Genomic DNA, 14,075 nt, shown 5'->3' with positions numbered 1-14,075 from the left:
AAATATTTTTAAATTATTAGTTCTGTTGTATAATTTATAAAAATGAAAAAAAGGGGAAAATTAATGAAGATATTACATTTAGCTGATTTGCACATTGGAAAAAAAATTAATGAATTTTCGATGATAGAAGATCAAAAATTTATATTGAAACAAATTTTAAAAATTATAGATAATATAAAACCTGATGTTATTATAATCGCAGGAGACGTCTACGACAAAACGATTCCGACTGTGGAAGCTGTTGAAGTTTTAGACAATTTTATTTTTGAAATTTCTAAAAGGCGAATCAATACATTTATAATCAGTGGAAACCATGATTCAGCAGAAAGGCTCTCATTTGGAGCAAAAATTCTAAAGTTTGGAAAAATCTATATTTCACCTGTCTTTGAGGGAAAAGTTTCAAAATATACATTGACCGACGAAAAAGGGGAAATTAATTTTTATCTTTTACCATTTTTAAAACCTGTGAACGTAAAAAAATATTTTCCAAACGAAGAAATAATTTCTTACAACGATGCTGCAAAATTAATGGTAAAAAATATGAATATTGACATTTCCCAAAGAAATATTTTGATTGCACATCAATTTGTGACTGAAAGCAAAGAAAGCGAAAATATCTCAGATCAAATAAATGTTGGGGAAATTGACAATATTAGTTCTGATATTTTTGGTGATTTTGACTATGTTGCACTGGGACACATTCATAGAGCTTATAGTATTGGAAAAAATAAAAGAGTACGATACTGTGGCTCTCCACTAAAATATTCGCTTTCCGAAATAAATGTAGAAAAATCGGTTACAGTTGTGGAATTAGATTCAAAAAATGATTTTAAAATGAAAACTATACCGCTTATCCCACTACGAAATATGCAAGTTATAAAAGGATCTTTTGAAGAAATTTCAAAAAAATCATTTTATTGTGATATGAATACGAAAAATTTTACTGCCATAACTTTGACTGATGAAAATGACATTCCAAATGCACTCCAAAAATTGCGAAATATTTATGAAAACATTTTAAAATTAGACTATGATAATAAAAGAACTCAAAAGTATAACTCAATTAATTTGAAAAAAATTGAAAAAGAAAACCCATTTGACATTTTTTCAGAATTTTATGAATTGCAAAATAATCAGAAAATGACGACTGAACAAGAAGAGATAATGAAAAATTTAATTGACGAAATTTGGGAGATGGAATTATGAGACCTTTAAAACTGACTGTTTGCGCCTTTAAATCTTATGGAAAAAAAGAAGAAATTGATTTTGAAAAATTAGGAAATAATGGAATTTATTTAATTGCTGGAAAAACTGGCTCTGGAAAAACTACTATTTTTGATGCGATAAGCTTTGCACTTTTTGGAAATCCGAGTAACGATATTAATGAAGCGTCTACTTTAAGATCTAAATATGCGCTTGAAACCGAGGAAACTTTTGTCGAACTTACATTTTCTTATAAAAATGAAAAATATTTCATTAAAAGAAATCCAACTTATGAAAGAAAATCAAAAAGAGGAAAAGCTAAAACTGTAACTCAACACTCAAAAGTTGAATTTCACCTGCCAAATGGCAAAATTCTAACAAAAAAAAATGAAGTAAATGAAAAAATAAAGGACATTTTAGGAGTCAATCAAAATCAATTTAGACAAATTTGTATGATTGCACAAGGTGATTTTGCAAAATTTCTCTTTGCGAAAACTTCTGAGAAAGAAAATATTTTTAGAGATATTTTTAAAACAGCAAATTACGGAATTTTAGAAAATAAAATAAAAGAAAAATATAAAAATATTGAAAATGACAATACTTTTTTGACACGACAACTGGAAAATTTTAAAGAAAGAGTGGAATATGACGAAGATTGTAAATTAAATTTTCTTCCTAAAGATACAAAAAATATAGATTTTTCTAATTTTTTAAGAGAACTAATTTCATTACAGTCAGAAAAAAACGAAAAATTGAAAAATGAAATTAAAAATATTGAAAATGAAAAACAATCTGTTGAAAAAAAATTGGATAGAGTAAAAGAAATTGAATTAAAAAAAGAAAAATTAGAAAATTTGAAAAAAGAGGAAATAAAAGAAAAAATTAAATTTGAAAATTACGAAAAAAATTTGAAAAATCACCCAGATAAAGAACTTGAAATTGATAAATTGAATGGGGAAAAAGAAATTATAAAAAAGGATTTGGGGAAATATTCTGAATTAAAAAATTTGGAATTTGAAAAAAATGATTTACAAAAATTATTTTTTGAAAAAGAAAAGAAAAAAATAAATTTGGAACAACAACTGGAATTTGAATTAAAGAATTTAAAAATTTTGAAAGATAAAAAAGAAAGTTTAGAAGACTCTTCTAAAAATATTTTTAAATTTGAAAATGAAATGAATAAATTGAAAGATAAAATTGATAAACTGGAAGAATTAAAAAATCTTTTTAAAGATTACTGCGAAAAAAAAGAAAGTAAAAAAGATTACGAAAACAAAGTTGAAAAACTGGAAAAAATAGAAACCGAAATTATAGATAAAATTCATCAAAATAATGAGTTTTTGAACAATAAGGAAAAAGAATTGACAAGTTTTGACACGATTGAAAAAAATTTGGCAAATTTTTCTTTGGAAAAAAATAAAATTTTAAATGATTTAAAAAATTTGGATAATTTGAAAAATTTGACAGAGGAACTAGACGAAACTCGCAATGAATATAATTTAAAACTAATGGAATATGACAAAATTCAAAAAGATTTTGAAGCACAATATAAAATTTCCAAAAATTTAAGAAAAATTTACAACAATAATCAGGCTGGCTTTCTTGCTAAAACTTTAATTGACAATGAGCCTTGTCCAGTTTGTGGCTCAACAAATCATCCGAAACCCGCTTATACTTCTGAAATCGAAAATATAACTTTGGAAAAGGTGGAAATGAAAGAAAAGACATCCGAAGAATTGTTTTTAAAAATGAAAAATTTAACTACAGATTGTGGTGGAATAGCAAAAAAAATTGAAATAAAAAAATTGGACTTGCAAAAAAATTTGAAAGATTTTTTCGAGATGGAAAATATTGACGAAGAAAAAATTAAAGACTGGATTTCTAATAAATTTTCTTCTTTAAATAATGAATTGGAGCAAATAAAAAAATTAATCGAAAATGAAGAAAAAAGAAAAGTTGAAAAGAGAAAATGTCAAAATGAAATTGAGTTCTTAAAAAAAGAATTAGAAAATCTAAATTTAGCTCAAAAAACAAATCAAAATGAAAAAACAGTAGCGATTTCTCTAAAAGCGGAAACAACTGCTAATTTTAAAAATGTTGTCTTTGAAATTGAAAAGAGAACAAAAGAAAATTTTGAATTTGAAAATGAAAAAAATAAACTTTTAAAAGAAGAAAATATTTTGTTTGACGAAAAAAGTAAATTAGAAAAACTACTTGAAAATGAGAAAAAAAATTCTCTGGAATTTGAAAATCTGAAAAAAATTATTCCTTCAAAAGAAATTGAAATTGAAAATGGAAAAAAAGATGTAACTAGATTGGAAAATGAAATAACTTTGACAAAAGCTGATTTAAAAAATTACGAAAAAAATATTGAAAAAATAAAAAGCTCTCTTGAATTTGAAAATGAAAATTTAGCTACAGAAAAAATTTTAGAATTGGAAAATAAAATTTTTAAAATTAGAGAAAAGATAAAAAATGAAAAGAAGCTTTTTGACGAATCAAACAACATTTTAATTGTAATAAAAAATAAAATTTTTGAGCTGGAAAAGGAAATTCAAAAAAGTGAGAGCTTAAACATAGAGTTTCTTTTACAAAATTTTGAAAAGATAAAAAATGAAGCGGACTTGAAAAACGAAAATTTTCAAAAAAATAATTCCAAGCTTTTGATAAATCAAAAAATCTTAATAGAATACGAGGAAAAAACTGATAAATTAAAAGAAGCTCAAAGAAAAAATACTTTGATAAAAGCTCTTTTGGACACAATTCAAGGAAATTTAACTGGAAAAGATAAAATAAAATTTGAAACTTACATTCATGCAAAATATTTTGAAAAAATACTTTTTCGAGCAAACAAAAGATTTCTTACTATGTCAAATGGAAAATATGAATTAAAAAGAAGCATTAACTCTGACGGAAATTCAAAAATTGGATTAAATTTAGATATTCTTGACCATCACAATGGAACGATTAGAGAAGTTACAACTCTTTCAGGAGGGGAGTCTTTTCTTGCATCCTTATCCTTAGCTCTTGGATTTTCTGATGAAATTCAGGCAATGTCAGGAGGAATTCAACTTGACACCTTGTTTATTGATGAAGGATTTGGAACGCTTGACAATACGACACTAGAACAAGCGATGACGGCTCTTAAAAGTCTTTCAACGGATAATAAACTTATCGGTATAATTTCTCACGTGAATGAATTAAAAGAAGAAATTGAAAAACAGATCCTCATAACAAAAGATGCCAATGGAATCAGCCATGCAAAAATAAACATTTCATAAAAAAACAGGAGTTATTATAACTCCTGAAATTTTTATTTAAATTATTCTACAATAAATAACCATTTTTTAGACAATTCGTGTTCTCCATTAATTACTTTTTCGTATTCACCTTTTAACAATTCGTAGAATTTACCAGGTTTTGGTGTTGCGTTAAAATCTAATTGTCCAATTGGTCTTTTATCCAATGATTCAGCATAAGTGATTTTCATTGCTGTACCAGTTACTAGCAATTCGTCCGCTGTAAATACCATTGAACGGTCAATTTTTCCACGATTAACTTTATATCCGTTGTATTCCAACAATTCTAATGCTGATCTAACTGTAATTCCTTCAAGCGCTGCATTTCCTGTATCAGGTATTATTACTTGATCTCTGTAAATTAATACAATATTTGCAACAGAAACTTCTACTACATTTCCTGCATCATCAAGCATTAACGCATCATCATAACCGTTTCTTTGAGCATCACTTGTTGCAAGGAATGAATTAACATAAGATCCACCTGCTTTTGCTTTGGTTGGAATAGAAGAATCATTGTATTTTCTGTAAGTTGAACTCATTAATTTTAGTCCACCTTTTGTACTTACATAATCTGCAAGTGGCAACATATAAATTGCAAGTTCAAAATCAAGTCCTGCCTTTTTAGGTGATATTCTTGGTTCCTTACAGAAAATAAAAGGTCTCATATAGAAATCTTCTTTTATATCGTTTTTCTTAACCAATTCTGTTACGATATTTTTAAACTCATCCCATTCCATAAAGTATTCATACCCCAACATTTTTGAAGCTGTCATAAGTCTTATGTAATGGTCTTTTAGTCTAAAAATTGCCACTTTTCCATTTCTGTAATATCCTCTGACACCTCCAAAACAAGTTGTTCCGTATTGTAAACTGTTTGTTGCAATGCTTACTGTCGCTTTTTCAAACTCCACTATTTTTCCATCGAAATAAGCATATTTCATAAATTTAGTTTTACCTGCCATTTTTTTCCTCCAATATTTTAATTTTTTTATTGCTATTCTTGAGTACTATTTTACCACTTTTAGCTCAATATGTAAAATTTTTTTCTTAATACAAAATCTATACTCCGTAAATTTTCATCAGCTCTTCCATTTCTTTTTTTTCTTCCATTTCTTCAACTTTCTTAATTGACAGCGCGATAGATTTTCTCTTGTCATTAATATCGGTGATTACCGCAGTAACTTTATCTCCAACAGAAAAATTTTCAGAGATATTTTTCAAAAAATGTTCTGATAATTCTCTTTTTGGCACAATTCCATTAAATCTGTCAGTTAACTTCACTAGCACAAAATTTTCGCTTATTTCTTCGATTTGAGTGTTTACAATGTTTCCCTTTTTATATTTTTCTGTTACCTCAACCCACGGAGATTTTAAAAGCTGTTTTATACTTCCTGCCAACTTTTTATCGATTTTGTCCATTACAATTATTTTAAATTCAACTTCGTCACCAACTTTATAAGATTTTTTCTCCCTTTTATCCCAAGAAAACTCATTTTTATGGATAAATACTTCAATTCCTTCTTCAATTTCCACAAAAATTCCATAATCTTGAACATTTACAACTTTCCCTTTTAAAGCTCCAGATAAGTCATAATTATTTTCAATATTTTCCCATTTTTCATCAAAAATTGCTTTCATACTCAATGAGATTCTATTTTTTTCATCATTAAATTCTATAATTTTAGATTTGATTACATCACCAACTTTATATTTTGATGCCAAATTTGAAACTTTTTTATAAGCCAAATCTGAAATGTGCAGTAGTCCGTCTACATCTTTTTCAACTGCAATAAGCAGTCCAAAATCAAATATTTCTGCAATTGGTTTTTCCAAAACATCTCCAATTTTATATTTTTCTTTCACTTTTTCCCAAGGATTTTCAGACAACTGTTTTACACTCAATTTTACATTTCTTTTAGTGCTTTCAATTTCAATGATTTTTGCATCAAATTCATCGCCAATTTTATAGTTTTTCAATTCTTTTGCACCATTATTCCAAGCCAGTTCAGAGATATGTATAAATCCTGAAACTTCACTTCCCACGATATTTCCAACTATTCCAAAATCAAGAATTTCTATCACTTTAACTTTTACAATATCCCCTATTTTGTGTTTTTCTTCAAAAAGTTCCCAAGGGTTTTGTGATAATTGTTTTATACTCAATTTTAATTTATTTTTTCAGTATCTTTTTCAATAATTTTTGCACTAATTTCATCATTTATTCCGAATTTTTCGACTAAGTCGTCCACAGGATTCCAAGAAATTTCAGAAATATGAACAAACCCATTTGTCGCTCCTAAATTTACAACTAGTCCAAAATCAAGTACTTCCTTAATTTTTCCAGTTACGATATCTCCAACGTTTATTTTTTCAAAATATTTTTCTTCTTCAATTTTAATTAAATCACTTCGGGAAACTATAATTTTATTTTTAGTTTTCTCTTTTATCAAAAATTTGAACTTTTGTCCTGTGTAATCTTTGTCTTTTTCAAATCTAGCTAGTGAAAATGGCAAAAATGCTTCATTTTTTCCAATTTTTACAATATATCCACCTTTAACTTTTTTAGAAATCTCTCCTGTAACAATGTCGTTTACGTTATACGAAACAAATTCTTTAGCTTTGTCCAATAAAAATTTTGAAACAATGATGTTATTTTCATCTTCTCTTAAAATCTTAACTTCAATTTTATCTCCAACATTGAAATTTTCAATTTCACGAATTAAAATTCTTCCTTCTTTTTTTAAATTTAAATCCAAATATCCAAACTGAATTTCTTTTCTTGAAATCATACCTTCAACTACATCACCTGATTTTCTCTCTTTTGGCAAATAATCTGGCAGCATTTCTTCAAATAAATCTTTTTCGCTCATAATCTTCCTCTCTTTTTCACAATTTTTATGTACTTATTATACCACACTTATGAACTGGCGACAATTTAATATATTAAATTTAAAAAAAAGAGCGATTAAAAACCGCTCCTGTAAAATTTATACTAATTCAATAATCGCTAATTCAGCTGAATCCCCTCTTCTAACTGCTGTTTTAATAATTCTAGTGTATCCACCATTTCTATCAGCATATTTTGGAGCAATTTCATTAAAGATTTTTCCAACTGCTTCTTCATTTCTTAAAAAAGCAAAAGCTTGTCTTCTCAAATGTACTCTTCTTGCAACATCAGTTGAATTATTATATTTTTTCCCTAAAGTTATAGATTTTTCAACAAATTTTCTCAATTCTTTAGCTCTTGTTAAAGTAGTTTCAATTTGTTCTGCTTTTACTAAAGAAATTGTCATATTTTTAAGCATAGCTAATCTATGGTCAGTTCTTCTACCTAGCTTTCTATATGATTTATTATGATTCATTTTCCCTCCTCGTCAAAAGTTTTAGTTAAATTTTTTTAGTTTTCTTCATTAGTTGAAACGTGGTCGCTTAGATCATAACCAAGCTCTTTCATCTTATCAATGATTTCATTTAAAGACTTTTTACCTAAATTTTTTATTTTTAAAAGTTCGTTATAACTCATTGAAGTTAAGTCAGAAATTGTATTGACTCCAGCTTTTTTTAAGCAGTTATAAGAACGAACAGTAAAGTCTAACTCTTCAATTTTCATATCTTCGACACTGGATTCAGATTCGTTACTTGATACAACCGCTTCAACTTCTTCTTCGCGATATTTACTCATACTGTTTCCAATATTTGCAAATGGCTCCACGTGCCAAGTCAGTAATTCTACTGCATAAGATAATGCATCTTTTATTTCGATACTTCCGTCTGTCGCAACTTCCAAAATTAGTTTATCGTAGTTTGTAACCCTTCCAACCATTGTGTCTTCCACAGCATAATTTACTCTTTTGATAGGTGTGTAAATTGCATCTACTGCTAAATATCCAATTGGCCATCCATCCGTATTGATTTCATCCGAAATTACAAATCCTTCTCCTGAATCAACAAGAAACTCCATATTGATTTCTTTGTCAACTGTAACAGTCATTATAACTTGTTCAGGATTTATAATTTTTAGACCAGGCTCTACTTTTATATCGGCAGCTGTTATTACGGCAGGCCCTTTTACAGATAGGGACATTTTTTTCTCACCAGGTTCATCAGCTTCTACAACGATTTCTTTTACATTTAAAATAATATCTGTAACTGCTTCTTTTACACCTTCTATTGTAGAAAATTCATTTAAAACATCATTAATTTTAATTCCTTTTATTGCTGTTCCCGGTATTGAAGATAACAATATTCTTCTTAATGCATTTCCAATAGTATTTCCATAACCTCTATATAAAGGTTCTAATGTATATTTTGCTGTATAATCATCTGTTTTTTCTTCTGTTAATTTAACATTTTTAGCTATTTTTTCAATTTTTAACAAAGCTAATTCATCTCCTTCGAACAAAATATTATTATCTAGAGTAATACTCGATAATCATTGCTTCATCAATTTCGAAGTCAACAGCATCTCTTCCTGGATTCTCCATTACTCTTGCAGTTAATGAACCTTCTTCAAGTGATAACCATCCTGGAACTGTTTTTTGTCCAACAGATTGTTTGATAATAGCTAACTCTTTTGAATCTTCTTTTACGGTAATAACATCACCTTGTTTTACTCTGTAAGAAGCGATGTCTACTCTTTTTCCGTTAATTAAAATATGTCCATGACTTACGATTTGTCTTGCTTGTCTTCTTGTAGAACCAAATCCTAGTCTATAAATTACGTTATCTAATCTTCTTTCCAAATATTGAAGTAACAATTCCCCTGTTACTCCTTCTTTTCTTGTTGCTTCTTCATATAATTTATAAAATTGTTTTTCTTGAACTCCGTAAACAAATCTTGCTCTTTGTTTTTCTCTTAATTGTATTCCATATTCAGTTAATTTTCTATTTGCGTTTGGTCTAATATTTCTGTTTGACTTTTTATTTACTCCTAGAACGCTTGGATCTAAGCCAAGATTTCTACATTTTTTCAAAACCGGCTGTCTATTTCTTGCCATTTATCTATTTCCTCCTTAGTTTTTAAAATTACGGTCTTCTCTTTTTAGGTGGTCTTGCACCATTGTGAGGCACTGGAGTTATATCAACTATTCTTGTTACTTCTAATCCAGTTGCTTGAATTGATCTTATAGAAGCTTCTCTTCCAGATCCCGGTCCTTTTATTTTAATTTCGATTTGTTTCATTCCGTTTTCGATTGCAACTTGTGCTGCTTGTTCAGCTGCTATTTGAGCTGCGAATGGAGTTCCTTTTTTAGTTCCTTTGAACCCTGAAGTCCCTCCTGATTTCCAGATTACTACTTTTCCTTCTGCATCTGTAATTGTTACAACAGTGTTATTGAAAGTAGAGTGTATATATGCTATCCCATTAGGAATATTTTTTAATTTTTTCTTTTTTGAAACTGCTGGTTTTTTAGCCACTTATGGTTTCCTCCTTAACTCAATAATTTATTATTTTTTCTTAGCAATCGCCATTTTTACTGGCCCTTTTCTTGTTCTTGCATTTGTTTTAGTTTTTTGTCCTCTTACAGGTAAACCGTTTCTATGTCTTAATCCTCTGTAACTTTTTATGTCAAGCAATCTTTTTATATTAAGTCTGATTTCTTTTCTCAATTCACCTTCAACTTTATATTCTTCTACAAAGTTTCTGATTTTTGCTACTTGTTCTTCTGTTAAATCTTTAACTCTAGTGTCTTTATTAACACCTGCTTTTTCTAAAATTTTGTTTGAAGTGCTTTTTCCAATTCCAAAAATATAAGTTAATGAAATTTCTACTCTTTTATTTCTTGGAATATCTACTCCTGCTATTCTAGCCAAATTGTTTCCTCCTCGTTATTTGATATTTTTAATCTTCTTCAATATGCCCTCACAAATGATATAAGGAATAAGCTCTACAGCTAAACATACTTTTACAATTTTTATTTTAAATATCTTTAAAAGTCTTATAATAAAAATTTTTAATCAGTTTGTTTTTAACTTTTTTCGCCCTAAATATTTTAAAAAATATTAATTATCCTTGTATTTGTTTGTGTTTAGGGTTTTCGCATATTACTCTTACTTTTCCGTGACGCTTAATAACTTTACATTTGTCACACATAGGTTTTACTGAAGCTTTTACTTTCACTAAAAACCCTCCTTCCAGATTTTATTTTTTTCTATACACAATTCTACCTCTCGATAAATCATACGGAGAAACTTCAACCGTAACTTTATCCCCTGGTAAAATCTTTATATAGTTCATTCTCATCTTTCCTGAGATATGTCCTAAAACTTCGTGTCCATTTTCAAGCCTCACTTGAAACATCGCATTAGGCAGTGCTTCAATTATTTCACCTTCTAGCTCAAGAACATCCTGTTTTGCCATTGAAAATCACCTCGGATCCTTTTTATTGTATCAAATTTTAAAAAAATTGTCCAGTAAATTTTTTTAAATTTCAAATTTACTTATACTAATTTTTAGTTTATCATATATTGACATTTTTTTCAATAAAAAAATTTTAGAATGCAGGCAATGACATGAATATTTTAAACTACCTTTTTTTATTTTCTTTTTTTTACAATATTATCCTCATATTTTAAAAAATAATTTTAATTATCTTCTCACATCTAATGATATAGTATACCTTTTTATTCTTCTACTGTATTTTTTTCTAAATGGCAACTCTTCAAGTATAGATATTTCTAATTTTCTTAAAATATTTAAATTTCTTACTGTATTTTATTATACAATTTATCCAAAATAAAAGAAAGAATTTTATAAATAAATATAGAAAAAGGAGTAATAACTATGGAAGAAAAAAGTAATCTAAAATCTAAGAAATTTATCAGAAATCTTATCTTTATGGAATGTATAAAAATAAGTTTTATCCAATAATTAATTTTGAAAAATTGTTAAATTTTGAAGAAGAGCTGACTTTAAAAAAACAATATTTTGAATTTGAGAAGCAATTTAAATTAGAAGAAAAAAATATAAAGAAATTCAGTTCAGGAAAAGAAAATCCTGTTACTAAAATTATGGAATCTGCAACTAGACTTTCCGGTATTCAGAAAGAAGTAAAAGACTATTTTTTAAGTAAAGAATTTAATGAAAAAGTTAAAGATTTAATTTCAAAATTTTTGGAAAGATAAATAAAAAAAGGGAGTATCCATTTATAATTTTAGGAATTTATATAAAAAAATTTATGCTCTTGAGATTTTAATTATTTTGAAAACTGGTTTAAAAAATATGCCATCTAACTTATTAAAAAAATATCATTTAAAAAGTCCATATAACATCCATATAGCTTGAAAAATCGATTTTTGGTATAAACTTTTCTATGCCTTAAATAAAAATTTTAATTTGTAGGGGTTATATGGGCAAATTTGATATAGTCAAAATATTTTGTGTTAATTATTTGGAATGTATAAAGTTGAAAGAAAAAACTGGACTTTCATTGTATCTCGGGACAAGATAGTTCTCCCCGTCTGTTTTTCTGTAATATATTTTATTCCTTTGTTAAATGATATTTTTCAATGTATTCTTCCATATATTTCACACCTGTTTTTCTTCTATTTTTTCTGGCTATATCAAGTTGGAGTATTCCCATTTTTATCTTTAAATAAAATTTTTAAATTGGGTTCTGAGAATACTATATTGTATAATGATGTCATTTTTTCATCAGGATACAATGTCCCATATGCACAAAAAAGGCGATTTAATGGAGATTCTCCTGTATTCATATCTATTGACGATAAACTTTCTCCTCTTTCTAGTAATATTTTGTACAAATCCAATGTAATTTCTAAATCTGTTTTTCTATTATCCAAGGATATATTACTAAACAATGGGAAAAACAGGTTTATTCCACCCCCTTTCTTCTTTTTGACTGAAGCTCCCTTTTTTAATAAAAATTTAACTATTTTATATTTTTCTTTAGGTTCATAATTGCAAAAAGCAGTATATAGTAAATCTTCCTCATATTGTTGCCCCTCCTCAAATTTTTCTAGAAAAGTTTCATATGTACCAAAATATGCTTCTGAATACACAGTAGGATTTTCATTATCAGGCAATTCAACTATCTCTTCATAATTTAATTCTGGTTCTCTTTCTAAAAATTTAGTCCATTTTTTTAATAGTACTGACATTGATTTCCTTGAAATTTCCGCCTGCGAATATCTATCTTCTGGAGAAAAAATAAATGAAAGATACATGTTGTTCGCTACTATATATCATGCCCATCCTTCAGTTCCAGTTTTTACATCATATACATCACTTCTCAACATTTTTATATTATATTTATAATCAATTTTTCCATTTAATATATCTTCTTCAATATCTGCTAAATAACTTGTTACATTTTTTTCCTGTATTGAATTATTTAAACTAATACAATCAGCTCTCGTTTTAATAAGATTATTATTTCCTACAGACACAAATTTAAATTTAAACTTCATTTTAATATCCTTTCTTATTGATTTTTTTTAGGAAATACTGTTGTTCTCGGATATTCGAATCCTTCTACTTTAATTCCTGATGGCGTAATTCCTTCTCATTTTGATTGATTTGTAGGATGCTGAGTTCTTAATTTATACGCCGTATCATTTTCAACTTTTATTCTATTCCCTGTCCACCATTCTGGAAACATAGTATTTATATATCTCTTCGGAAGCCATTGATTAGTTCTTGAATTAAATATCTCAATATTATTTTTACGAACTCCATTTGATGTAACTCCCAAATCATTGCTAATTCTAACGGTTGGAGTTAGAGTGCTGTGACCTCCTACCGGATCTCCACGTCTGTTTATTTCTCCGCCTATAATATGATTATCAAAATCTATTGGTACTGTCACATTTCCAACATTTCTATTTGAAAATTCTATATTATATTTAGGATTTAATTTAATATATCAAAAAACAGTTTTCCTCTCTAAGTTTTTTTATTTTTTGCAACAACATTTATCATTTTTATCAACAGTATTATTATACTTTAATATTATTCTTCAAATAAAAGATTGCCGAACAAAACTATTTTGTTTTAAGAATATCTTTACACGTATTTTCTCCATATTTTGCTACATAATAACCAGGGTTTTTAAATTCTATCTTATTTATTTTTCTGTTTTTTAATTCTTCTTCAGATAAATTGAAGACAGCTTCTTTTTCATTTATTATAAAATATCCATGTACTTCCCTAACTTTTTTTTCTGATGCTCTATAAAACCCTTCATCTTCTTTTGAAAAATTAACCATATAATATTTTATTTTTTCTTTGTCTTCATCTCGAATAAAACCTATCCAATCATTTCCATTTTTGACAAGTTTTGTTACTACCCCATAATCATAGCTAAGATAATCTTTTTTTTTGAAAGAATACAAATATTCTGGTCCATGTAAGACTAAATAATTTCCAAAATCACAATCTATTATATTATAACTTTTTGAAAGTTTTAAATTTTTACCATTTGTATCATATTCAGTTTTTAAAGTTAATAAATTAAATAATAAAGGAAAAATTCCAAACAGAAAAAAGCCTACATACTTTATAAAAACTAATAGAAAGATTGATATAGAAAATTGTAATAATTTTTTTCTCAT

At 27.2% G+C, this 14,075-nt stretch carries 17 protein-coding genes; 3 read left to right on the top strand and 14 right to left on the bottom strand.

Annotated elements, in window-relative coordinates:
* Nucleotides 1–63: 63 nt before the first annotated feature.
* Together AXF11_RS06275 and AXF11_RS06270 are read left to right on the top strand one after the other, a co-directional pair.
* On the top strand, nucleotides 64–1,206 hold the full coding sequence (locus AXF11_RS06275) for an exonuclease SbcCD subunit D (protein WP_068155999.1): 1,143 nt from the start codon (nucleotides 64–66) through the stop codon (nucleotides 1,204–1,206).
* Nucleotides 1,203–4,484, top strand: a complete 3,282-nt coding sequence (locus tag AXF11_RS06270; RefSeq protein WP_068155996.1) for an AAA family ATPase — start codon at nucleotides 1,203–1,205, stop codon at nucleotides 4,482–4,484. Before AXF11_RS06275 ends, AXF11_RS06270 begins: the two co-directional genes overlap by 4 nt.
* A 41-nt stretch (nucleotides 4,485–4,525) precedes the next feature.
* On the opposite strand, the gene AXF11_RS06265 is transcribed toward AXF11_RS06270, so the two are convergent.
* The 10 genes from AXF11_RS06265 to infA all read right to left on the bottom strand — a co-directional run bounded on the left by AXF11_RS06265 (nucleotide 4,526) and on the right by infA (nucleotide 10,863).
* On the bottom strand, nucleotides 4,526–5,467 hold the full coding sequence (locus AXF11_RS06265) for an aminotransferase class IV (protein ID WP_068155994.1): 942 nt from the start codon (nucleotides 5,465–5,467) through the stop codon (nucleotides 4,526–4,528).
* A gap of 97 nt (nucleotides 5,468–5,564) precedes the next feature.
* Nucleotides 5,565–6,668, bottom strand: coding sequence for a S1 RNA-binding domain-containing protein (locus tag AXF11_RS10875; RefSeq protein ID WP_231724658.1), 1,104 nt, complete (start codon nucleotides 6,666–6,668; stop codon nucleotides 5,565–5,567).
* 2 nt (nucleotides 6,669–6,670) lie between these two features.
* Nucleotides 6,671–7,375: a S1 RNA-binding domain-containing protein gene (locus AXF11_RS10870; protein WP_231724657.1), complete on the bottom strand. Its 705-nt coding sequence runs from the start codon at nucleotides 7,373–7,375 to the stop codon at nucleotides 6,671–6,673.
* 117 nt (nucleotides 7,376–7,492) lie between these two features.
* Entirely contained in the window at nucleotides 7,493–7,867 is a 375-nt protein-coding gene (gene rplQ / locus AXF11_RS06255; RefSeq protein WP_068155992.1) for a 50S ribosomal protein L17, read from the bottom strand.
* Nucleotides 7,868–7,902: 35 nt separating this feature from the next.
* Entirely contained in the window at nucleotides 7,903–8,883 is a 981-nt protein-coding gene (locus AXF11_RS06250; protein WP_068155990.1) for a DNA-directed RNA polymerase subunit alpha, read from the bottom strand.
* A gap of 31 nt (nucleotides 8,884–8,914) precedes the next feature.
* Nucleotides 8,915–9,502, bottom strand: a complete 588-nt coding sequence (rpsD, locus tag AXF11_RS06245) for a 30S ribosomal protein S4 (protein WP_068155988.1) — start codon at nucleotides 9,500–9,502, stop codon at nucleotides 8,915–8,917.
* Between the two features lie 28 nt (nucleotides 9,503–9,530).
* Complete coding sequence (gene rpsK, locus AXF11_RS06240; protein WP_068155985.1) at nucleotides 9,531–9,920, bottom strand: 30S ribosomal protein S11; 390 nt, start codon at nucleotides 9,918–9,920, stop codon at nucleotides 9,531–9,533.
* Between the two features lie 30 nt (nucleotides 9,921–9,950).
* Nucleotides 9,951–10,316, bottom strand: a complete 366-nt coding sequence (gene rpsM / locus AXF11_RS06235; RefSeq protein ID WP_068155983.1) for a 30S ribosomal protein S13 — start codon at nucleotides 10,314–10,316, stop codon at nucleotides 9,951–9,953.
* A 193-nt stretch (nucleotides 10,317–10,509) separates the two neighbouring features.
* Nucleotides 10,510–10,623, bottom strand: coding sequence for a 50S ribosomal protein L36 (rpmJ, locus tag AXF11_RS06230; RefSeq protein WP_068155982.1), 114 nt, complete (start codon nucleotides 10,621–10,623; stop codon nucleotides 10,510–10,512).
* Between the two features lie 21 nt (nucleotides 10,624–10,644).
* On the bottom strand, nucleotides 10,645–10,863 hold the full coding sequence (gene infA / locus AXF11_RS06225) for a translation initiation factor IF-1 (RefSeq protein ID WP_006805851.1): 219 nt from the start codon (nucleotides 10,861–10,863) through the stop codon (nucleotides 10,645–10,647).
* Between the two features lie 482 nt (nucleotides 10,864–11,345).
* Between infA and AXF11_RS06220 the strand changes: the two genes are divergently transcribed.
* Nucleotides 11,346–11,627: a hypothetical protein gene (locus AXF11_RS06220; RefSeq protein WP_068155980.1), complete on the top strand. Its 282-nt coding sequence runs from the start codon at nucleotides 11,346–11,348 to the stop codon at nucleotides 11,625–11,627.
* 438 nt (nucleotides 11,628–12,065) lie between these two features.
* On the opposite strand, the gene AXF11_RS06215 is transcribed toward AXF11_RS06220, so the two are convergent.
* The 4 genes from AXF11_RS06215 to AXF11_RS06200 all read right to left on the bottom strand — a co-directional run bounded on the left by AXF11_RS06215 (nucleotide 12,066) and on the right by AXF11_RS06200 (nucleotide 14,075).
* On the bottom strand, nucleotides 12,066–12,623 hold the full coding sequence (locus AXF11_RS06215) for an ankyrin repeat domain-containing protein (RefSeq protein WP_156440393.1): 558 nt from the start codon (nucleotides 12,621–12,623) through the stop codon (nucleotides 12,066–12,068).
* An 84-nt stretch (nucleotides 12,624–12,707) separates the two neighbouring features.
* Nucleotides 12,708–12,932, bottom strand: a complete 225-nt coding sequence (locus tag AXF11_RS06210) for a hypothetical protein (protein ID WP_068155974.1) — start codon at nucleotides 12,930–12,932, stop codon at nucleotides 12,708–12,710.
* Nucleotides 12,933–13,027: 95 nt separating this feature from the next.
* Nucleotides 13,028–13,330 carry an EndoU domain-containing protein gene (locus tag AXF11_RS06205; RefSeq protein WP_068155970.1) on the bottom strand — a complete coding sequence of 101 codons (303 nt, stop codon included), beginning with the start codon at nucleotides 13,328–13,330 and terminating at the stop codon, nucleotides 13,028–13,030.
* A 175-nt stretch (nucleotides 13,331–13,505) separates the two neighbouring features.
* Nucleotides 13,506–14,075: a hypothetical protein gene (locus AXF11_RS06200; RefSeq protein WP_068155967.1), complete on the bottom strand. Its 570-nt coding sequence runs from the start codon at nucleotides 14,073–14,075 to the stop codon at nucleotides 13,506–13,508.

The organism is Leptotrichia sp. oral taxon 847 (assembly GCF_001553645.1).
Lineage (GTDB): Bacteria > Fusobacteriota > Fusobacteriia > Fusobacteriales > Leptotrichiaceae > Leptotrichia.
This window is presented reverse-complemented; position numbering and strand designations above follow the sequence as displayed.

Excerpts from the sequence above, each read along its gene's own strand:
- AXF11_RS06275 (WP_068155999.1), top strand. The coding sequence starts at position 64 with ATGAAGATATTACATTTAGCTGATTTGCACATTGGAAAAAAAATTAAT.
- AXF11_RS06270 (WP_068155996.1), top strand. The coding sequence starts at position 1,203 with ATGAGACCTTTAAAACTGACTGTTTGCGCCTTTAAATCTTATGGAAAA.
- AXF11_RS06265 (WP_068155994.1), bottom strand. The coding sequence starts at position 5,467 with ATGGCAGGTAAAACTAAATTTATGAAATATGCTTATTTCGATGGAAAA.
- AXF11_RS10870 (WP_231724657.1), bottom strand. The coding sequence starts at position 7,375 with ATGAGCGAAAAAGATTTATTTGAAGAAATGCTGCCAGATTATTTGCCA.
- rplQ (WP_068155992.1), bottom strand. The coding sequence starts at position 7,867 with ATGAATCATAATAAATCATATAGAAAGCTAGGTAGAAGAACTGACCAT.
- rpsD (WP_068155988.1), bottom strand. The coding sequence starts at position 9,502 with ATGGCAAGAAATAGACAGCCGGTTTTGAAAAAATGTAGAAATCTTGGC.
- infA (WP_006805851.1), bottom strand. The coding sequence starts at position 10,863 with ATGGCAAAACAGGATGTTCTTGAGCTAGAAGGTGAAATAATTGAAGCA.
- AXF11_RS06220 (WP_068155980.1), top strand. The coding sequence starts at position 11,346 with ATGTATAAAAATAAGTTTTATCCAATAATTAATTTTGAAAAATTGTTA.
- AXF11_RS06215 (WP_156440393.1), bottom strand. The coding sequence starts at position 12,623 with ATGTCAGTACTATTAAAAAAATGGACTAAATTTTTAGAAAGAGAACCA.
- AXF11_RS06210 (WP_068155974.1), bottom strand. The coding sequence starts at position 12,932 with ATGAAGTTTAAATTTAAATTTGTGTCTGTAGGAAATAATAATCTTATT.
- AXF11_RS06200 (WP_068155967.1), bottom strand. The coding sequence starts at position 14,075 with ATGAGAAAAAAATTATTACAATTTTCTATATCAATCTTTCTATTAGTT.